A 21,131-nucleotide genomic window follows, 5' to 3' on the forward strand; every position below is an offset into this window, starting at 1 on the left:
AATATTTAAAAATACGATTCTAAGATCCTAGAATCGTATTCGCATATAAAAATGTTATTTGAAAATTTAATATAATAGCTAAAAATGAAAAAAACTGATTTTATTGTACAAGACTTATTAAGTAAAATTTATCAAGGAGCTTATAATTTAAATAAGTTACCAAATCAAAGAAAACTAGCATCTTCTTATAAAGTTTCCAGATTCACCATACAAAAAGCAATTGCTGATTTGGTTGACATGGGAATTATCTCAACCATTCAGGGTTCAGGTATTTTTATTAATAAAAAGGCTCTTAAAAATCCACTAATTTTCAATTCCTTAACTAAAACTCCTTATAAACGTCTTAAATCAAAAATGCTAAGCTTAGAAAAAAGAAAAGCTAATTCTAAAGATCAACAAATTTTTCAGATTGAACCAAATAGTAAGGTTTGGGTTTTTGAAAGAATACGAATTGTTAATTATAAAATTGAACAATTAGAGTATTCAGTGATGCCTTGTTCTTTATTTTTTGATCTTAATCAATCAGTGATTGAAGGCTCAATTCAGCAATATGTTGAAAGTAAAGGGCTTAAAATTTCTCATCATATAACCAGCTATATACCTACAATATCTGATGAACATACTTCTCATATTTTGTTATGCCGTAAAGGAACACCAATGATGAAAATAATAAATCGATCAGTTTTAAATACTGGTAGAGTTTTTGAATATAGTGAAATAGCTGCAATTGATTACTCAGTTACTTACATAAGACCATATAATCGTGAGGGACAAAATTTCAGGGCTCTATAAAACAAAGAAAAAACTAAAAAGCGCGTCATATTAAGATTTCTTGGTCTTAATACGACGCGTTTTGAATTTAATTAAACTTTTTATCTTAATACACGCATATTACCTTGTTTAGCCATTACCGCTTGAATTTCTGCATCACTAACTAAGTTAAAATCACCGCTAATAGTTAATTTTAAGACGCTGGCTGCTAAGGCATAATTAAGCATCTTTTCCTTAGAAAAATTATGCACCAAGCCATGAACTAAACCGGCACCAAAAGCATCACCAGAAGCTACACCTTCCCAGACATGCATTTGATAGACTGGTGCTTGAAAAACCTCACCATGATCAACCATCAAAGCAGTCCACTTTGAATCTTCAACTGAATGAATATCTCTTAAAATGCTGGCTACTGTCTGACATTTAGGATATTTACGCGAAATTTCTTTCATCCCTTGAATAAATGTTTCTCTTTGCTCAATACCATGACTCATATCGTTATCAAAAGCTTTGATCCCTAAAGTCGCTTCAAAGTCTTCATCATGCGCAAGACAAATATCTACATAAGGCATTAATTTTGCCATTGCTATCTGTGCATCCTTAGGCGACCACATTTTTCCCCTATAATTAAGGTCACAGATAACCTTAATATCATGCTTTGCGCAATATTGACAAGCCGCCAAAAGTGCTTTTTGCAATGCAGAAGAAATCGCGGGCGTAATTCCTGAAAAGTAAAAATAACCTGCATCTTGCAAAATTTGGGGCCAGTCATATTCTTCAGCCGGCGCCACAGCAAAAGAACTTCCTGCCCGATCATAAACTACACTGGTATTGCGGATGCTGGCTCCCTTTTCGAAAAAATAAATGCCTAAGCGTGGTCCGCCCCGATGAATTTCACTGGTATCTACCCCATAACGACTTAGCGCTCCTAATGCTGCCTGACCAATAGCATGAGCTGGTACTTTAGAAACAAATTGAACACTATCACCTAATAGAGCCAGTGATACGGCTACATTTGCTTCTGCTCCTCCATATAGACCAGAAAAGCTATCTGTTTGAATGATACGCTCGTTTTCACGCGGCTTTAAACGCAACATAATTTCACCAAAAGTGACAACCTTTTGCATACCCATCACCTATTTTCTTTAATTCGCAGATATTCTTTGCGATATAACTTAGCCTGCTCAGTTACTGCCGCATAATTTCCTTTGGCAGCAGCTGCAGTCAAATTGCTGCCCGCACCCACTACAGTGACACCAGCTTCGAACCACTCGTGCATATTGCTTAAGTTAACACCACCAGTCGGCATAATATTAGCTTGGGGTAAAGGTGCTTTAACAGCCTTAACAAAGCCAGGTCCCATGGTACTTCCCGGGAAAACTTTAACAATCTCTGCACCATAGCGCATAGCCGTTTGAATTTCACTCACAGTCATACAACCTGGTATATAAGGTACCTGATACTCATTACACAAAAATGCGGTATTCTGGTCGAAAGTAGGAGCTACAATAAATTTGGCTCCTGCCAAAAGTGCAATTCTTGCTGTTACTGCATCTAAAACTGTGCCGGCACCAATCACAACATCTGTGTCTTTAGCATATTTTGTACTTAGTTTTTGTATAATTTCTGAAGCATTAGGCACAGTAAAAGTTAATTCAATCGCTTTAATTCCACCCTTAATACAGGCATTGGCAGTTTTCTCAGCTTCTTCAGGAGAGTTTCCTCTAACTACTGCAACTATTCCTGCATTTTTGATAGCTAAAAGTGTTTCTGATTCTTGCATTGTAAGTCCTTTCATTACTCTTTTTATCTTATGGTAAACCTTTACCTAAAATAATTCAATGACGTTTTTCGCGGACCCGTCAGTTTTTGGTTATTTGCTATAATAAACTTAGTACAATTATTCGAGGGTATTATGAAGAAAAAAACAGCAAGTATTAAAGATGTTGCCAACTTGGCAAATGTCTCTATTGCAACAGTTTCACGTTATTTACATGGTCAACTTAATCGAATGTCAGCTGAAACAGCTGATCAGGTTAAAAACGCAATTGTTAAACTGAATTATGTTCCTAATGCTGCAGCCAGACAGCTAATAACTCACAAAAGTAAAATGATTGCGATTATTGTTGTTAATATAGCTGATTCGTTTTCTACTGAATTATATAAGGGAGCGAATTCCGTCTTAGAACGCGCTGGCTACGCCACCGTAATGCTTGATACTGATTCTCAACAAGCTAAAGAAAAACAGCTAATTAATATGGTGGGATTAAATACTTATGACGGGTTAATATTACAGCCTTTAAGTAGTGATGTTGCTAAAATCAAATCTGAAGTCCGGAGAGATTTGCCAATTGTAATTCTTGACCGTCAATTAAAGGACTCCTCGTGGCCCCAAGTAATAAGCGAAAATTTTGCAGCTAGTAAAAAAGCTGCTCAGTATTTTTATCAACATGGATTTACACAAGCAATTGTTTTTTCATCCGCAATCGCAATTGCCTCGACTAGGCAAAAGCGTCTTAAAGGTGTTAAAGCTGTTTATCCGCAAGTTACCATCTTTGAACTTGACGAAAAAATGCTCCAACATAAGGAAATATTTGCTAAATTAGAAAAAATTTTGGCCGAAAAAGCAGAAAAAACCGTGCTTTTCTTTTTAGAAGAACGGTGGCTTTTGTTATTTTTACCAGATTTAATCCATGCTAACCTTTTACCCAACAAAAATATAGAAATTTCTGGTTTTGCGGATTCCAGCTTAATTTCGTCTATTTGGCCCTCTGCTAAGATGATATTGCAAGACCCTTACAAAATGGGGCAAAAAGCTGGTGCAATCATGCTTAATTTATTGGCAAACAAACAAAACATACCTCATACTTCAATGGTTAAAACCAGTTTTATTAAAAAAGACTAAAAAGGGGCAAAATCTAACTCAAAAAATAAAGCGTTGAGAACTTATCTTCTCAACGCTTTTTCAGATTGAATATAATATTGGTTTTCGTTAATTTATTCTGACTAATTTACACTATAAAAGCACAGTACAAAACATTTTTTAGCCTGCTAATATAAATAGCTACTTAGGAACATGAACCAGGTTGTCACGTACCAAGCATTCTGCAATCTCAACAGTATTGCTAGCGGCGCCTCTTAATAAGTTATCGGCTACGACCCACATATTGAATGCGCCGGGATTTTCTTGGTCTGGACGAATACGCCCAACAAAAGTCTCTTTTTTGCCCGCTGCTAACAAAGGCTGTGGATAAATCTGGTTTTGGGGATCATCTTGTAGAACCAGTCCTGGAGTCTTCTTAATTTCCTGCTGGATAGCAGCAGCAGTGACTGATTTGTCTTTAAGGACGAAATAAACCGTTTCGCCATGACCAATTTCAACTGGCACCCGTACGCAAGTAGCAGTAACTTTTATCTGCTGTGAATCTTGATCATTATACAAAATCTTTTTTGTTTCATGAATCATTTTCCATTCTTCGTGTGTATAACCATCATCTTCAAATACATCAATTTGCGGTAATAGGTTAAATGCCATCGGATAATGCTTTTTAGCAGATGCAGTTGGCAATATTTTGGCTTCAGTCTCTTGATTATTCAGCCTATCTTGTGCTTGTTGAAGCAGCTCATCCCAAGCTGCCTTACCGGCACCAGAAACGGCTTGATAAGTCGAAACAATAATTTGTTTAATTCCCCACTTAACGTGCAGTGGATAAAGCGCAGCCACCATTTGTATTGTTGAACAATTGGGGTTAGCAATAATTCCGTGATGGTTAACTAATTGGTCATCGTTAACTCCTGGCACAATTAGCGGAACATCATCAGCCATACGAAAAGCACTGGTATTATCTACACACACTGCTCCTCTTTTAACCGCTTCAGGCAACAATTTTTGAGACACCGCACCGCCGGCAGATGATAAAACCAAGTCTACGCCATTAAACGAGTCCGGCCGTGCTTCTTCTACTTTAATTTCTTGATTTTTAAATTTTAGTTTTTTACCTGCTGAATTCTTAGAAGCCAGCAATTTAACTTCTTTAACAGGAATTTGTGCATGTTCCAATTCACTAATTAAGCGTTGACCCACTGCGCCTGTAGCACCTAAAATTGCAACTACATATTCTTTCATTTAATATCGCCCTTTTCTGCTAAAAATTTTTGAATACGCTTCATAGCTGTATGCAGATCTTCATCGCCAGCAGCATATGAAAAGCGAATATATCCTTCTCCACCAGCACCAAAAGCACTTCCGGGAGTACCACCAACTTTAGCTTCATGTGCTAAATCTAAGGCAAAAGCTTCGTCATTTTGACCGTAACTTGCTGGTATTTGGGCAAAAACATAAAATGCGCCCTCACTCTTATGCGTTTTTAAACCCATTTTATTCAAAGCAGCAACAATATAGTCACGCCTTTTTTGATAAATTATTCGTGCTTCGACAGGATCCTGATCGCCATTTTCAAGGGCTTCTGCAGCCGCGGCTTGAGCAGGATTAGAAGGTGCGGTCACCAAAAAGGCGTGCATCTTGGCAACTAAACTAATTAAAGCAGCTGGACCTGTCACATAACCTATTCTATAACCCGTCATAGCATGAGATTTTGAAAGACCGTTAATTACTAAAGTGCGTTCAGGTAAATATTGAGCTATTGAAATATGGGCAAAATCATACGTCAATTCACTATAAATTTCATCAGAAATCACATACAGCTGGTGCTGCCTAATAATTGGAGCTAGTTGACCTAAAACTGAGGCTGGGCACTCCCTACCAGTAGGGTTAGTCGGGTAATTCAGTAAAATGGCTTTTGCTTTAGGATACTTAGTTAGAGTTTTTTCCAGAACTTGCGGAGTTAAAACAAAATTTGTGTCTGCAGTATTAATGGCAATCAATTCGGCTTTAGTATACCCAATTAACGGAAAATAAAGAGCATACGATGGCGTTGGTACAATAATTTGATCTCCCGGTTGAAACAATGCCAACATAGTTGCAGCTATGGCTTCAGTTGCACCAACAGTAGCAATAATTTCAGTTTCAGGATCATACGAAAGATTTTGTTTACGTTTTAAATACTTGCTGATTGCCTTCCGCAGTCTTAAAGTTCCCTTTTGAGCTGAATAGTGTGAATCATTATCTAAAATGCTTTGAGCAGCCGCTTGTTTAACATGTTCAGGTGTATTCAAATCTGGTTCTCCCAGAGTCAATTTGATTAAATCAGGTACATTTTCAATTTTTTGAGCAAAAGCCCGGATACCAGAAGCAGGAATTTGTGCCAAAGGTATGTGGGTAATTGAAGTTAAATCAGCAGCTAATTGTGGCATTCATTATTCTCCTTATAAAATTTGGTCCAAACCGACCACTAATTTCGATAAATTCATTATTTGATCTAAAGCAACTTTCACGCCTTGCATAAATGAAGAACGTGAAAACGAGTCTTGTCTAATAGTTAAAGCTTCGCCAGGACCACCAAAAAGCACCTGCTCGTGAGCTATATAGCCGGGTAACCGCACAGAGTGAACGGGAATGCCATCATAATCCGCACCGCGAGCTTGAGAATCATTTGCTGTTTGAGAGCAGTTTTCTGAATTACGATTAGCAGCAATTAATTTGGCAGTGGTGATAGCCGTAGCACTCGGAGCATCCTTTTTGTCAGCATGATGCATTTCAATGACTTCAGCATCAGGAAAGTAACGGGCTGCTTTTTGCGCAAATTTCATTAATAACACGGCCGACAAGCCAAAATTAGGAGCAATAATACCGCCTAACTTTTCTTTTTGTGCAATTGCTTGTAATTTCTCAGTTTGTTCAGTAGTTAAACCACTAGTGCCAATAATAGGACGTATATGGTGCTTGAGTGCAAATTCGGTATTTTCATAAACAGCTTGTGGAGTAGTAAAATCAATCCAAACATCAGCAGCAACATCAACCATTGCTAAATTATCAAATCGCTTAACGTCAGGCTTGAAATCCGAACTGCTAGAGACTGTGGGTGCTAAAACTGCTACCAATTGGCAATCCGGTAATTTTTCAACTAATTGAACTGCTTGTCTGCCCATAGATCCTGTGGCACCAGCTATTAAAATTTTTTTCATTAATCTACTCCTAATTCTAGTGGCAGTTCATGCAATAAAGCCGCTTCATCTAAACCTAAATGAATAGCTAATTGCCGTTTTTCTGTCTCATTTAAATCTACAATCGGTAACCGGCAGCCACCAGCAGGTAAACCCTGAGCGTTTAAAACTGCCTTAACCGGTGAAGGTGAGGGGTACATAAATAATGCTTGCATTTTCGGCATTAGTTGTCTTTGCAATTTACCCGCTGCAGCAATTTTGCCCTGATCTAATTCATCATACATTTTCCGCATAGCTTTGCCATAAATATGAGAAGCTACCGAAATTACTCCTTTTGCTCCCAAGACTTTAGCCGTTAAAGATTGTAAGTCTTCGCCTGTATATACCAAAAATTCATTGGCTGCATGTTCAACAATATATTCCAAGTCTTCTAAATCTGAGCACTGCTTAACACCAGCAATTTTTGGATTACGCGATAAATCAACCAGAGTTTCCTTGCTAATCTTAATTCCTGTTCGTCCCGGAATATTATAAATAATGATTGGTACAGGTGAATTTTCAGCTACTTTTTGAAAATGAGCTGTAATTCCTCTTTGATTCGGCTTGTTATAGTATGGCGCAACTACTAATGCCATATCAATACCGGGAATTTGTCCTACTTCTTGCGTAAACGCAACGGTTTGGGCAGTATTATTGCTGCCTGTGCCGGCTATCACAGGTACACGGTGATCAACTATTTGAGCGAATTTAGTGTACAACGCAATTTTTTCATCATGGGTCATGGTTGCTGTTTCACCAGTCGTACCGCCAATAACGAAACCATTGCTACCTGTATTGAGTAAATGCTCGGTTAATCGTTTCAGACCAGGATAGTCAACTTCTCCCTCCTTATTAAAAGGGGTAATTATCGCGGTCATTAAATCTGCCTTATCAAAATTAGTCATGTTTTTTCTCCTTTTGAGCTACATGTGACTCAGTAAAAAACCCACCATTGCTTTAATTCCTATTACTATTGCTTCTTCGTGCGGATTAAATGTTGCAGAATGAAGCTGGGAATTATCATTTACGCCCAGCCAAAACATGGTACCAGGTATTTGTGCCAGTAAATAGCCAAAGTCCTCTCCTGTCATAGCCGGCTGCATCTCTTGGTAATTAATTTGAGTATTTTCCTTCATATAATTAATGAACTCGTTTGTGATTTGAGGATTATTTTCAACTGGCCAATAGCCGCCTTGATTAAGCTGTAAATCAACCTTAGCATTATAGCTTTGTGCTATTCCTTGAGTTACCTCCCGCAGACGCTGATCGATTCTTTCGATCATTTTTTGAGTTAGCCCGCGAATAGTTCCTTCTAAATGAGCATGACCGGCAATCGCATTTCTAACTGTTCCAGCCCTAACTTTTCCTATTGTAATAACACCACTTGCAATTGGATCAATACTGCGAGATATAATTGTTTGAATTTGTTCTATTAAAGCAGCAGCGGCCACTACCATATCATTAGCCTGCTGTGGATATGCGGCGTGACCATCTTTACCATATAAGTCAATATTGATTTCAGTTGTGCCCGCAAATAATGTTCCTAAACGGCAGCCAATTGTGCCGGTGGGCAAGTCGGGAGTAACATGCAAGGCGAAGAATTCATCTGGATGCCATTTACCAGTAAAAACCCCAGCTTCATAAGCTTTTTTACCACCACTTTCACTTTCTTCAGCAGGTTGAAAAAAGAACAACAAATTGTCCTGTGGTTGGTGCTCGCAAAAATAAGCCAAAATTCCCAGCGCTACTGCCATGTGGATGTCATGACCACAGGCATGCATTTGACCATGATTGTGGGAAGCAAACGACAAACCAGTATTTTCTTGAACTGGCAGACCATCTATATCTGCTCGATAACCAATTGTTTTTTGTGGTTTACTTCCCCGAACCAGAACTAATATAGCTGTAGGCAGTTCAGGACATTTACGTATTTCAATATTTTTCTGGTTAAAATTACCAATGACTTGTAAGAGATATTTTTGTGTTTGATATTCATGCAACGCTAATTCCGGTATTTGATGCAAGTCACGGCGAATTTTAATAAGTTGCGCAAAAGTTAACATTAATTCACAGCTTTCTTAGTCCCTGTTCAATTCCTGTCTTAGAGGCAGTTTTTTGATCACGCATTTTAACAATTTTTGCTGGTACTCCGGCAACGACGCTGTTTGCAGGTACATCTTTTGTTACTACCGCTCCTGCCGCTACTACCGCATGGTCACCAACTTGGACTCCTTCTAAAACTACTGCATTAGCACCTATCAAAACATTTTTGCCTATTTTTACAGGTTGTGCTGAGGCTGGTTCCACGACTCCGGCAATTACCGCTCCTGCTCCTATGTGGCTGTTCGCACCAACGATTGCTCGGCCGCCCAAAACAGCATTCATATCAATCATGGCATTTTCGCCAATTTCTGCTCCAATATTAATGACGGCCCCCATCATAATTACCGCATTTTTGCCTATTTCAACATTTTCACGAATAAGGGCACCCGGTTCAATTCTGGCAGAGATGTTCTTCATGTCTAGCAGGGGAATAGCAGAATTCCGACTGACATTTTCCACTTGATAATATGTTATCTTCTCGGCGTTTTTTTCTAAAAAAGGACCCAAGTCTTGCCAATCTCCAAAAATGACCCCGGTATGAGTTTCACTAAAAATTTTGCAATTTTCAGGCCACTTTAACTTAGACATCTCAGCCTTGATATATACTTTCACAGGTGTTTTTTTGGTTGAATTAGCAATGAAATCAATAATTTCAGTTGCCGACATTTTTTTCATATTTTTAATTATCCTTTCGGTTGATAAAAGCGATCATGACTAATTAAATCCGCATAAGTTTCACGTGTAACTACTACCTGTGCTTGACCATTTTCTGCAAATACGACTGCTGGCCTTGGAACACGATTGTAATTCGATGCCATGCTATAACCATAAGCGCCAGTAGCTAGTACTGCTATTACATCGCCTGGTTTACTTTTGGGGATTTTCAGTTTGTTAATAATAATATCGCCTGATTCACAATAACGTCCCGCAAGTCTAACCGTTTCTACTGGTTCTGCATGTGGCTTTTCTGCTAATACTGCCTCATATTGTGCTTGATAAAGTGCCGGTCTGATATTATCACCCATACCGCCATCAACTGCTACATAAGGCAGCAGTCCCGGTACTTCTTTGCGAGCACCGATTGTATATAAGCTATAACCGGCTTCACCGACAATTGAACGTCCTGGTTCAATCCAGATAGCCGGAATTTTTAAGTGGCTTATTTGCGCACACTTTTTAACTGTCCGCATTATTTGACTGATGAAGGTTTGAGCAGTTAAAGTATCATCCTGTTCGGTATATCTAATACCAAAGCCGCCCCCTAAGTTTAAAACACGCGGCTGGTAATCATATTTTTGCTCCCAGTCCTTGACTAATTGCATAAGTCTTTCAACTTCCAGCTTAAACCCGGCTGTCTCTAGAATTTGTGAACCAATATGTGCGTGCAGACCAATTAGTTCCATTTGCGTGTTAGCTTTAACCTGTAAAAAGGCCTGCTCGGCTTGACCCGAACGAATATCAAAACCAAATTTACTATCTTCTTGACCAGTTTGATCATATTCGTGAGTATGTGCAGAAACTCCTGGTGTTAGCCGCAACATTACCTGCATCTGACTATTTGTTTCTTGCAAAATCTGGCCTAACAACTTAATTTCAGTAAAATTATCTAAAATAATGACGCCAACATGATTTTTCACGGCCATTAATAACTCAGCTGCAGTTTTATTATTACCGTGAAAGCTAATTCTTGCTGCAGGAAAACCTGCTTGCAGCGCGGTATATAATTCACCCCCAGAAACAACATCCACATGTCCGCCCAGCTCATTAATTACCTGGTAAATTGCTATCGTAGCAAATGCTTTACTGGCATAACTAATCGCATAATTCACATTTTCTTTTGCAAAAGCGTTTTGGAAAGCCCGAAATTGCTGTTTGATTTTTTGTACGTCATAAACAACTAATGGAGAACCAAACTCTTTTGCTAATTTTAGTGCATCAACCCCACCAATTACCAAGTGACCTTGAGCATTAGTTTGATAATAATCATTAGCAGCCATTTAAGTCTCTCCCTTTTTCTTAAAATAAAAAGGGCTCTTTTGTCGTGCCTAACAAAAGAGTCCTTCAAGTTATTATCTGGTATCAATTTTGTCGATAGCGCTCCGCGAATATAAAATTGCGACAGTCCGTAACCTGTTAGATTACGTCCCAGCTAATTAATTACCGCAATAATTAATGCTTCGGCAACCGCCCCTTTCACTAGTTTCTCAGCCTTTGCAGAAACTCCACCAGCTACTTTTGTTGGTTGCAACCTCTTCGATTTATTAAAATATTATTATTAATTAAAATCATTGTCAACCATTTTCAGTCAGAATTATTTTTTGTTTTTAAAATAAAGACAATGATTTTAAAAATTTGTCATTTTAGCTGCAAGCAAAAAAACTTCTAGTAGCAATGTTTTTTGGCTTTTTACAGCTTAAAAATAGTTAATCAAAATGGCTCATTTTCAAAAGTCCTCTTTTGATTTTTGATTGAAGATTAAAATTTTAATGATAAAATGCAATACTAATTACTTAAAATTAAATTTAATTGTGAAAGGTATTAACATGAAAGTCGTTAAATTTGGTGGCAGTTCCCTTGCAGACGGGGAGCAATTTGAAAAAGTAGTAAATATTATTAAAGCTGATCAGACTCGTAAAGTAATTGTAGCTTCTGCTCCAGGAAAAAGATTTGCAAATGACATTAAAGTAACAGATTTATTAATTGAGTTTGCACATAAAACAATTAATAAAGAGGATTGCAGTTCAACTGTAAAAACAATTTGGTCTAGGTATCATGATATTGCTGCTTACTTTCAAATATCTGAACAATTATTACAACCTTTACTGCAAGAACTAATTGCTTTGCCAAAAGCTGATTACCCTAATCAAGACTATTTAATGGCTAGCTTTAAAGCTCACGGTGAAAAACTTAACGCACAACTTTTGGCTTTAGTTTTACAAAATTATCATTTACCAGCTTACTTCCTTGACCCCCAAGAAGCGGGCTTTTTGGTTACTGACAACGCTAATGACACCCAAGTGATGCCAGAAACTTACAAAAATTTAGAAAAGTGGTCTAACAAAGATAACGTGTTGGTTGTTCCCGGCTTTTACGGTATTACCAAAGACGGCTTAATTGCTACTTTTTCCCGTGGCGGATCAGATATCACTGGCGCAATTTGGGCACGGGGGATTAAAGCAGATTTATATGAGAACTTTACCGACGTCGACGCTATATATGCCGCTGATCCCAGAATTATTACTCACCCCCACGCAATTAAAGTTATGACATATCGCGAATTGCGGGAGCTGTCATACGCTGGCTTTTCGGTTTTCCATGATGAAGCGATCATTCCTGCAATTGAGGGTCAAGTACCCATAAATGTCAAAAATACTAACCACCCTGATTTACCAGGAACAATGATTGTTCCCGAGCATGATTTTCATCCCCAAAGCATAATTACTGGGGTCGCAAGTTCTAGTCATTTTGCTGCATTATATTTACATAAATATTTACTAAATAAAGAGGTTGGATTTACACTTAAATTATTACAAATTTTCTATAAATTTAATATTTCATACGAACACATGCCATCAGGAATTGATGATCTGACTGTTATTTTTGACAAAAGACAATTTAATGAGCAAATCCGCCAGCAAATGTGTTTTGAAATTCAACAAGCATTGCAACCTGACCAACTAGAATGGTTTGATGATTATGCCATCATCATGGTAGTAGGAGAAGGAATGCGCAACAAGATTGGCGTAATGAAGAATATTACAATGCCGTTGGCGCAGAAACACGTCGCAATCCACATGATTAATCAGGGTGCCTCACGTATTTCTATCATGCTGGGCACTAAAAGAGCTGACGCAGCAGCGGCAGTTAAAGAAATTTATCAGCAATTTTTTAAGTAAATATTTAAAGGAGAAACTTTATGGTACAACTACAAAAAGTTCATGGCTCGCAAAACCAATTTTTTCTGCTTGATCAAACCCAATTAAAAGCACCATTAACTAAAGAAGAACTAGTCAACTTGGCACAGCAAATAACCAGACGCAACACAGGTTTATTAAATGGCGCGGACGGTTTGCTTGTAGTCAGCAAGTCACACCATCCCCAAGTTTTAGGTAAAATGCAGGTCATCAATGCTGACGGCTCTTTTGCTTCAATGTGTGGTAACGGCCTAAGGACAGTCGGCCGCTATTTAGCACAAAAATATCATAAAGAAACATTTAAAGTTGAGACTATGCAGAGTGATTTGCGTGTCAGCTGCAAGCTGGATTGGGCTCAAGACGTTAAGGCAGTCAGTGTTGAAATCAGCCCTGTCAGTTTTCAGGCAAGTGATCTCCCGTTTACCAATTTAGGCGCTACTGAGTTAATTAATCAAAAGGTTCCCGAATTTGCACCTAATTTAAAATTTTCAGCAGTTGCTGTTCCCAACCCACATTTGATTAGTTTAGTGCCAAATAACATTTTACAAAGTAACTTATTGGAAAAACTAGGAACAAGGTTAAATCAGAAAAACCCTTATTTTCCAGACGGCGTAAACGTTAGTTTCGCTCAAGTTTTGAATACGCATCATCTATTTGTGCGCACTTTCGAACGGGGTGTGGGTTTTACCAATGCTTGTGGCACTGGCATGTCTGCCGCAAGTCTGGTTTACGCATTAACTTGTCCGCAGGAACACCTTTTTGGGCAGTTACTAACTATCTCCAATCCCGGAGGATTTGTTCAAACTAAAGTGCATCGGAGTGCACATAGCTATTGGATAGAATTAATAGGTAATGCGACAGTTACGCACTATATTGAGGTTACAGAAGGTGAATTACACGAAAAACAGCCGGACTTTAGTAACTTTAAGATTACATCAACTACAGAAAATGAAGCTTACCAGAAATTTATGGCAACACATCACAAGTAAAGGGTAATTTTGGTAATAAAGTATTGTACTAAAATAAAAATTTGAGCTGCTTAATAGCCATTTTGAAGTGACTTTATAGCCTTTCTTTTTCATAATAGTGAAGTAAAATATATTTGTTAAAGCGATTTCACAAAAAGGAGTGCTGTAAAATGGCAGAACCAGATTATTTAAAATTAGTGCAGGAAATGCGAAAAGAATTTAAAAAAGGTGATGACCAGCGCGACGCTGATTTGCCAACACAAATACCTGAAGTAGAAAGATTTGATAATGTGCCTTACGGTCAAGATCAACAATATCAGATTCTTGATGTGTATTTACCCCAAAAAAGAATTGATGCTAAACTGCCGGTTATTATCAATATCCATGGTGGTGGCTGGGTATATGGCACTAAGGAAACTTACCAGTTTTATTGCTTAGCTCTAGCTAAAGCAGGCTTTGCAGTCGTCAACGCCAATTATCGCTTGGCACCCGCCGTTGTTTATCCGGGCGAATTAGATGATGTTAACCGTGTATTTCATTGGGTAGCCAAAAAAGAAAATGCGGCTAAATATCAGTTTGACTTAGACAATGTATTTATAGTTGGTGACAGTGCAGGCGGTCAAATGGGTGAACAAATTTTAGCAGTTTACACTAACAATGAATACCGTAAATATTTTGGCTATTCTGTTCCTAACCTGACCATTAAAGCAGCAGCTTTAAACTGTGGCGCTTACTTCTTAACGGAAATTAATTCCATTGCCGGCGCACCCGAGGCTTATTTCAGACCCGAAATTCGCATGAATAAACACGAAGAATTAAATGTAGAACAATTTCTAACTTCTGCATTGCCGCCTTTATTTATCATGACCTCTACCGATGACTTTTTGCGTGATAATGCCTACATGCTTTCCGGATACTTACATGCCAAAAATATTTATCACGAACTACATTTTTATGGTGACAGTAATAATCCTCGCGGACATGTTTTCCACATTAACCAAAAAGATGAGTTGGCAAAGCAATGTAACGAAGATGAGCTGGACTTCTTCCGTAAATACCTCAATTAAATAATAATTACCAAAACTGGTTGAACTAGTAGCTTTTTTAGTTCGACCAGTTTTAGTAAAGGAGAAAACATCATGGCAAGTGACAAGCATGAGTTGGTGCAGCTAGATGAACTGCCTGTTTTTATTAAGGTTCATCAATACCCGGGCTCCTCAGAAGTACCTCCCCACTGGCATCAAAGTATTGAACTGAGCTTTACATTAAAGGGAAAAATTGACCATTTTATCATCGGCGGTGTAGATTACCAAACCCAACCGGGCGAAATTTTAATTATTAATACCCAAGTTGTTCACAGCGTGCGCAATCTTAACAGCACTAAAAATGATTTGGCTTTAACCCTGCTTTTCCCTTATTCTTTAGTATTACAAATGTTTCCTGAAATGGATCATTATCAGTTTGAAGTAAAGCCGATTGAAGAATTAAGCGTAGAACAAGCAACACAATATCATCATCTGCAAACTTTACTAAGTAAAATTATTGCAACAAAATTAGCACCTGCTGCAACTTTTAAAAATCTTGATTTAACTATTCTTAGCTATAAGGTTTTAAAGATATTGCTCAAATACTTTTTAAAGCCACGTGATAACAAGTGCCAAATATCACGTAACTTAATTATTACAGGACATTTGCGTAATGCGTTAGATTATATTCAAGACCACTATCAAGAACCGATCACGCCACAAGATATTGCAAACAGTTGTCATTTATCACGACAATATCTGCAAAGAGTTTTTCACCAAAATATGGGAACTACTATCGGAAAATATCTCAAGAATTTTCGGGCGCAAAAAGCCTATCAGGACTTGCGTCACACTGCCAATACTCTTACAGCAATTGCAATGAATAATGGTTTTAGTGGCATTCGCTCATTAAACAGGGCAATGGTTGATTATTACGGACAAACTAGTATGCAAATCAGAAAAAGTTCCTCAGCGCCATATTCAAGCTACTGAAAGCGCTATTTTATATGCAAAAAAAGAGTAATATATTACTAAACTAATATTCAGTAAAAAAGAGGCAAGTTAATATGAAAAAAATTAATCCTAAATCTGGGTTATTCAAATGCGCTTTATTATCAATATCGCTATTGCTAATGATAGCGCCACAAATTTCTTCAGTATTGCCATTGATGTACTCATCATTTCCACAAGTTTCAAGAGCAGCTGTCGAAACATTAAGTACGATTCCTAATATTGGCATTGTCGTTGGTCTTATTATAAGTCCATTTTTAATTAAACTAATCGGCACTAAGCCAACAGTTATGGCTGGGCTAGCAGTTGCCCTGCTGGCAGGTACTTACCCAATATATGGCACAAGCTATACACCAATTTTAATTTCCCGTTTTCTTTTAGGAGCTGGGATTGGGCTATTTAATTCTTTAGCAGTTAGCCTTTTGTCCAAATTCTATCAAGGCGATGAATTATCAACTATGCTTGGCTTTCAAAACTCGATGGGTAGTGTGGGTGCTGCAGTATTTTCCTTTTGTGTTGGTCTGTTAGCCGTATTGGGCTGGCATGCAACTTTTGCAATCTACCTAGTATCATTACCAATCATACTCTTGTTTGGTTTAGTGGTATCATTGCCTGACGAAAAAAGTAGTGAAACAAATACTGGAGCCCCGGCAGCTAAAGAAGAAAATAAGATTAACGGTAGCGTAGTGGAGATCTCTTTAATCATGTTCTTTATGTACGTCTTCTTTATGCCAATGACTTTTAAGTTGCCGCAATTGGCTACTACACAAAGAATTGCCAATGTGAGCCAAATTGCTTTTGTTTCGAGTGTGGCAACTCTTGTTGGTATTCCTGTTGGTATGTGCTATGGCTATTTAAAAAAGAAACTGCAAAATTTGATCTTACCAATTGGCTTATTACTACAAGTTGTTGGTCTATTGGCTCTTGCTTATGCTTCTAACCTGCCAGTATTGGTGATTGCTGTTATTGTTTTAGGCACTGGGTTTGGTCTATCCGTACCGTATATTTTTAATTGGCTAGATGAAGCAGCACCGCAAAATTCAGTCAACTTTGCTACAACTATTACTTTAGTTCTTGTAAATGTTGGCTGCGCCGCTTCACCAACAATTATTGATTGGCTGGGCAGCAGTTTAGGCAATGGTTCACCTCGTGCCGATATGACAATGGCGGGTGCCGGTATGGCTATTCTATTTTGCTATAGCTTAATCCACTACTTTAAAGTCAAAAAGCACTAAGAAATAGCTAGATTAAAAAAGAGTTGACGCGCTCTTGCACGTTCAACTCTTTTTTAATTGCATAATTTTTTGTTGCAAATTATTGTTGCTCATTTCTTTCTTTTCTGGAGAACCAAAACATGAATAACGGCAAAATGACGAAGCCGAAAATCATCATAATGATTGCATACCAGTTTACACCAACGACTTGACCATTCTCAATAATGCCGAATTGCGCCTGCCAATTATATTTAACCAGCAAAAAGATTACTAAAACTATTGACAAAATTGGTACAAAGATGTCAGTTACAACATTTTTAGGGGCTGGTAAAATTGGCTGCTTATTTTTACCATAATAAAAGCAAATTACTGCTAAAGGAACAATAATGAACCCTAAAAATCTGACCATTGCACTCAAAGTAATCAGGTTTGTCATATTAAATTGAAATGATAAAGGTACTAAGACTGCCAGTGCTTCAGAGATAAAAAATGTCTTAATGGGAAAATTATTTTTAGTCCTTTTTGTTAAAGTTGCCGGTAGCTGGTGCTCACGCGCCATTGCTTCCAGAATGCGCGGTGCATTAAAGCTAGAAGCGACATTTATTCCCAACATAGAAATAAGCGCACCCACTAAAATTATATCCCGCAAGACTTCATTTTTAAAAATTGCACTAATGGCTACTACTTGTTTAGTTGTCATGAGGGACTTGGGATCTAAAACCATTGCCACGGCTACTACTCCAATATAAATTGCGGCAATAACTAGAATGGCTAACGGGATAGCCTTAGGTAAATTCTTTTCTGGTTCCTGCATGTCTTCAGAACCGGAAGCAACTGATTCAAAGCCCGTAAACGCATAAAAGGCAGAAACAACAGCCATCACAAAGCCTGTAGTAGTTAACGCGGGTACGATTTTGTGGCCGTTTTGTGTAATTTGATCAACAGATGATAGGCTGTGTGTAGCTCCCGTTGTAATTAATAAAACAACGCCAGCTACGATAATCAAAATTAATGCAGCTAATTTCCCTACTGTTGCCATATTCATCACAAATTTCACAAATTTTTGCCCGAATAAATTAATTACTGTAACGAGCAGCATTAGTATTAAGAAGCCGATAGTAACATTTAAAAAATTATCCGGATTGCCGCCGAAAATAGAAATAGTTGATTTGATAACACCGACAGCCATCACACCCCAAGCAACACTGGCGGAAAAGTAACGCAAAATGCCGACGTAAAAACCCATATTATTGCCAAAGGCAGCCTTAGAATAAGCATAAGACGCACCAGATTTAGTGACATATTTAGCGGCTGCTGAAAATGAAATAGCTAAGACTGAGGCAAAAATTGCAGCAATGAAGTAGACAATTAAAGCTTTACTCCCTGCCTGACTAACTACACTACCAGGTGTTAAAAAGATACCGGAACCAATAATTGAGTTAATAGCTAAAAGAACAATCGACCAAAAGCCAAGTTTGTCTCCTGCGTTTTTGTTTTGAGTCATATTTACTCCCTACTTGGCATTTTCAACCACAAATTTAAATAAATTATTCATATACTTAGTATTAGGATTGTTATGTAGCATTTCTGGGTGCCATTGAATCGCCAAAACAGTACCCTGTTTATTTTCAAGTCCTTCCGGGACGCCATCGCTTGCATCCGCAACTTCAAGTAAATCAGGAGCAACCTTCTTAATTAACTGATGGTGAAAAGAATTAACCATACATTCGGTTACACCCAATGTTTTAGCTAATAAACTATTTTCTTTGATAGTTATTTTATGCGTAGGTAAATCTGGTGTATGCCCCTGCTCATGCTTTAATGTCTGCTGAGTGCGATAGCTAACATCTTGGTAAAGACTGCCGCCGTGCGCCACATTAATAATTTGCGCTCCTCGGCAAACTCCCAAAACTGGTTTATTAGTTTCTTCTGCAATTTTTAATAAAAGCATGTCAAAATGATCCCGCTCGGGCCAAATTGGACCAATTTTAGGCATTAGTTCCTCACCATATAAATGGGGATCAACATCATGACCACCAGATAAAATCAGTCCTTGAACTTGAGCCATTTGGCTTTTAATAACTTCATCATCAGCAGTAAAAGGGATAATAAAGGGAACGCCGCCGTTTTTAACAACAGAATCCACATAGTCTTCATTCACATAACTACGCCGATAACCAGGAAACATTCCACCAGAATCAATCATTTCCGATCCCGCAATACCAATAATTGGTTTAGTCATTTTTCCTCCTTAATCAAACTTATACTATTAGTTATTAACATTATAATAGTTATTAGCAATTTGCGTGTGCCATTTGTTTTTAATATTGACCCCTTAATTTGCTTTACAGTAAAATACTTAAAGTAAAACAAGCCATCCATAATTTTTGCTACTGTTGTCCCAATTAATAAAACTTAGTTCTCTTTAGAGATTTTATGTTTGAGATTATTTATTTCCCGGGAAATATTTTCTATCTCTTTAAATGAAACATTGGGGTCGGTAATTAGTTTATCTAATTTAAATTGAAGCAAATTAATCTGATTATCAATGTTGGTATTCTTATGACTGGAAAAATCACTAGCCGTAATTAATTTATGATTTTTTATTTCCCAGATTGCAAAATTCAAATTTTTCAGCAAGTTCTGATCATGAGATACCAGAATAATAGCAAACGGATAATTTTTTAGAAATGTCTCAAGAGCATTAATAGCCGAAATATCTAAAAAATTATCTGGTTCATCAAGTATCAGTAAGTTATGTTCACCTAATAGCACCTTTGCCAATTTATAACAAACTAGCTGGCCTCCACTTAAATCACAGACTTGGTTATTCAGAAATCTTCTTAAATGTAAATCACCTAAAAGTTGCATAGTAGTTGTTTTATCAAAAACACTGATTTTAGAAATTGTTTCTATCACTGTCTCCCTTTCCGCAGCTTCTTGAGCAATATTCTGTTTAACATAACCGATTTTTAATTGCGGATTAAACCAAGCGTTAAGTTTTTGATGAAATAATTTTGCTAAAAAAACTGATTTTCCGACACCATTTTTGCCAGTTAATGCAATTTTTTCTCCTCCCTTTATCTGCAATTCTTTTGTTATACTGAACAAATTATTTCCGTGTAAGACAACGTCTTGAATGCCTAATCTAACTAAACTACTTTTTTGTGATAGATCTAAGTTTGTGGTCTTAACGTTACTTAATGTAATTGTATGATGGACTTGTGGTTTTCCCAGTAAAGCTTCTTCGCTAGTTATACGTTTTTTTAATTGAGTACTAATTCGGCTAAGCCTTTTCTCTATCTTGCTGCTGTCTTTTATTTTCCAATCCGACCAAGACATATCTTTCTTTTTCTTGGTAGCCTTTTGAGACTTTATTTCAGCGTCTCTTTGATCTTTCTTTAGTTTTTTAATTTTAGTTAGTTTTTCATGGTATTCTATGTTTTTTCTTTTTTCTTCAGCTGTGAGAAATCGACAATATTCACTATATGAACCCTTAAATTCATGAACTTGATGATCTTTAATGTGCCAAATAACATTAACAAGTTTCTGTAAAAAAGACTGATCATGACTAATTATCAAAATTGGTTGTTTTAAACTACTTAAGGCTTTAATTAGCCATCTTTGTTGCTCAATATCTAAATTAGAAGTTGGTTCATCCAGAATCAACAAAGAATCTCTGGCTTGACCCAATCTGATTATTGCCTGAGTAATGGCTTCTTTTTCTTTTTCCCCACCACTTTGCTCATCATTATTTAAAAGTTGTGGCACCAAAACAATGCGACAGTGGCGCTGAATTTGTCCCGTTACTCTAAAAATTGTGGATACTTGAGCTATAGTATTAATCAATGTGGTTTTACCTACACCATTATCACCTATTAAACCAATTATTTGATGGTCTTGAATGTTCAAATGTGGGGCATAAAACAAAGTTCCGTCTCGATTTTCAACGGTGAGATTAGTTATTCTAATATATTCCATACTAGCACCTGCTTTTTGCTAAATAAAAAGCACTGATAACCA

Annotated in this window: 19 protein-coding genes and 1 riboswitch; of the genes, 7 read left to right on the forward strand and 12 right to left on the reverse strand. The window is 37.4% G+C overall.

All coding sequences use genetic code 11. The features are described 5' to 3' along the window. The first annotated feature begins 84 nt into the window (after nucleotides 1-84). Nucleotides 85-792 carry a GntR family transcriptional regulator gene (locus DLD54_RS08350; protein WP_109918919.1) on the forward strand — a complete coding sequence of 236 codons (708 nt, stop codon included), beginning with the start codon at nucleotides 85-87 and terminating at the stop codon, nucleotides 790-792. An 80-nt stretch (nucleotides 793-872) separates the two neighbouring features. On the opposite strand, the gene DLD54_RS08355 is transcribed toward DLD54_RS08350, so the two are convergent. Together DLD54_RS08355 and DLD54_RS08360 are read right to left on the reverse strand one after the other, a co-directional pair. Further along, on the reverse strand, nucleotides 873-1,898 hold the full coding sequence (locus DLD54_RS08355; protein ID WP_109919028.1) for a sugar kinase: 1,026 nt from the start codon (nucleotides 1,896-1,898) through the stop codon (nucleotides 873-875). Nucleotides 1,899-1,903: 5 nt separating this feature from the next. Beyond that, complete coding sequence (locus tag DLD54_RS08360; protein ID WP_109918920.1) at nucleotides 1,904-2,554, reverse strand: bifunctional 4-hydroxy-2-oxoglutarate aldolase/2-dehydro-3-deoxy-phosphogluconate aldolase; 651 nt, start codon at nucleotides 2,552-2,554, stop codon at nucleotides 1,904-1,906. 132 nt (nucleotides 2,555-2,686) lie between these two features. Between DLD54_RS08360 and DLD54_RS08365 the strand changes: the two genes are divergently transcribed. Next, nucleotides 2,687-3,676 carry a LacI family DNA-binding transcriptional regulator gene (locus tag DLD54_RS08365; RefSeq protein ID WP_109918921.1) on the forward strand — a complete coding sequence of 330 codons (990 nt, stop codon included), beginning with the start codon at nucleotides 2,687-2,689 and terminating at the stop codon, nucleotides 3,674-3,676. A gap of 159 nt (nucleotides 3,677-3,835) precedes the next feature. Here the strand turns inward: DLD54_RS08365 and DLD54_RS08370 are convergent, their stop codons facing one another. Genes DLD54_RS08370 through lysA form a run of 7 tightly spaced genes read right to left on the reverse strand, consistent with a single transcriptional unit; the run spans nucleotide 3,836 to nucleotide 10,973 of the window. Next, nucleotides 3,836-4,897 carry an aspartate-semialdehyde dehydrogenase gene (locus tag DLD54_RS08370; RefSeq protein ID WP_038524637.1) on the reverse strand — a complete coding sequence of 354 codons (1,062 nt, stop codon included), beginning with the start codon at nucleotides 4,895-4,897 and terminating at the stop codon, nucleotides 3,836-3,838. Continuing rightward, nucleotides 4,894-6,084 (reverse strand): aminotransferase class I/II-fold pyridoxal phosphate-dependent enzyme, encoded by a 1,191-nt coding sequence (locus DLD54_RS08375; RefSeq protein ID WP_109918922.1) that lies wholly within the window; start codon nucleotides 6,082-6,084, stop codon nucleotides 4,894-4,896. The genes DLD54_RS08370 and DLD54_RS08375 overlap by 4 nt, the downstream gene beginning before the upstream one ends. A gap of 12 nt (nucleotides 6,085-6,096) precedes the next feature. Continuing rightward, nucleotides 6,097-6,855 (reverse strand): 4-hydroxy-tetrahydrodipicolinate reductase, encoded by a 759-nt coding sequence (gene dapB, locus DLD54_RS08380; RefSeq protein ID WP_109918923.1) that lies wholly within the window; start codon nucleotides 6,853-6,855, stop codon nucleotides 6,097-6,099. Then, nucleotides 6,855-7,778, reverse strand: a complete 924-nt coding sequence (dapA, locus tag DLD54_RS08385; protein WP_109918924.1) for a 4-hydroxy-tetrahydrodipicolinate synthase — start codon at nucleotides 7,776-7,778, stop codon at nucleotides 6,855-6,857. Before dapA ends, dapB begins: the two co-directional genes overlap by 1 nt. An 18-nt stretch (nucleotides 7,779-7,796) precedes the next feature. Then, on the reverse strand, nucleotides 7,797-8,936 hold the full coding sequence (locus DLD54_RS08390; RefSeq protein ID WP_109918925.1) for an N-acetyldiaminopimelate deacetylase: 1,140 nt from the start codon (nucleotides 8,934-8,936) through the stop codon (nucleotides 7,797-7,799). 4 nt (nucleotides 8,937-8,940) lie between these two features. After that, nucleotides 8,941-9,651, reverse strand: coding sequence for a 2,3,4,5-tetrahydropyridine-2,6-dicarboxylate N-acetyltransferase (gene dapD / locus DLD54_RS08395; RefSeq protein WP_046327785.1), 711 nt, complete (start codon nucleotides 9,649-9,651; stop codon nucleotides 8,941-8,943). Between the two features lie 8 nt (nucleotides 9,652-9,659). Next, nucleotides 9,660-10,973: a diaminopimelate decarboxylase gene (gene lysA / locus DLD54_RS08400; RefSeq protein WP_109918926.1), complete on the reverse strand. Its 1,314-nt coding sequence runs from the start codon at nucleotides 10,971-10,973 to the stop codon at nucleotides 9,660-9,662. An 86-nt stretch (nucleotides 10,974-11,059) separates the two neighbouring features. After that, a riboswitch (Lysine riboswitch) is annotated at nucleotides 11,060-11,238 on the reverse strand. A 281-nt stretch (nucleotides 11,239-11,519) separates the two neighbouring features. Here lysA and DLD54_RS08405 point away from each other — a divergent pair. From DLD54_RS08405 to DLD54_RS08425, 5 genes are all read left to right on the forward strand, one after another. After that, complete coding sequence (locus DLD54_RS08405) at nucleotides 11,520-12,872, forward strand: aspartate kinase (RefSeq protein ID WP_109919029.1); 1,353 nt, start codon at nucleotides 11,520-11,522, stop codon at nucleotides 12,870-12,872. Between the two features lie 20 nt (nucleotides 12,873-12,892). Further along, on the forward strand, nucleotides 12,893-13,879 hold the full coding sequence (gene dapF / locus DLD54_RS08410; RefSeq protein ID WP_109918927.1) for a diaminopimelate epimerase: 987 nt from the start codon (nucleotides 12,893-12,895) through the stop codon (nucleotides 13,877-13,879). 149 nt (nucleotides 13,880-14,028) lie between these two features. Then, nucleotides 14,029-14,925, forward strand: a complete 897-nt coding sequence (locus tag DLD54_RS08415; RefSeq protein WP_109918928.1) for an alpha/beta hydrolase — start codon at nucleotides 14,029-14,031, stop codon at nucleotides 14,923-14,925. Nucleotides 14,926-14,997: 72 nt separating this feature from the next. Beyond that, nucleotides 14,998-15,876: an AraC family transcriptional regulator gene (locus DLD54_RS08420; protein WP_109918929.1), complete on the forward strand. Its 879-nt coding sequence runs from the start codon at nucleotides 14,998-15,000 to the stop codon at nucleotides 15,874-15,876. A 74-nt stretch (nucleotides 15,877-15,950) separates the two neighbouring features. After that, nucleotides 15,951-17,129, forward strand: a complete 1,179-nt coding sequence (locus DLD54_RS08425; protein WP_109918930.1) for an MFS transporter — start codon at nucleotides 15,951-15,953, stop codon at nucleotides 17,127-17,129. A gap of 79 nt (nucleotides 17,130-17,208) precedes the next feature. On the opposite strand, the gene DLD54_RS08430 is transcribed toward DLD54_RS08425, so the two are convergent. The 3 genes from DLD54_RS08430 to DLD54_RS08440 all read right to left on the reverse strand — a co-directional run bounded on the left by DLD54_RS08430 (nucleotide 17,209) and on the right by DLD54_RS08440 (nucleotide 21,089). Then, nucleotides 17,209-18,612, reverse strand: a complete 1,404-nt coding sequence (locus tag DLD54_RS08430; protein ID WP_109918931.1) for an APC family permease — start codon at nucleotides 18,610-18,612, stop codon at nucleotides 17,209-17,211. A 9-nt stretch (nucleotides 18,613-18,621) separates the two neighbouring features. Then, on the reverse strand, nucleotides 18,622-19,350 hold the full coding sequence (locus tag DLD54_RS08435; RefSeq protein WP_109918932.1) for a gamma-glutamyl-gamma-aminobutyrate hydrolase family protein: 729 nt from the start codon (nucleotides 19,348-19,350) through the stop codon (nucleotides 18,622-18,624). A 173-nt stretch (nucleotides 19,351-19,523) separates the two neighbouring features. After that, complete coding sequence (locus DLD54_RS08440) at nucleotides 19,524-21,089, reverse strand: ATP-binding cassette domain-containing protein (RefSeq protein ID WP_109918933.1); 1,566 nt, start codon at nucleotides 21,087-21,089, stop codon at nucleotides 19,524-19,526. Nucleotides 21,090-21,131: the final 42 nt, after the last annotated feature.

Origin of the sequence: Lactobacillus helsingborgensis, assembly GCF_003173695.1 — a bacterium.
GTDB classification, from domain to species: domain Bacteria; phylum Bacillota; class Bacilli; order Lactobacillales; family Lactobacillaceae; genus Lactobacillus; species Lactobacillus helsingborgensis.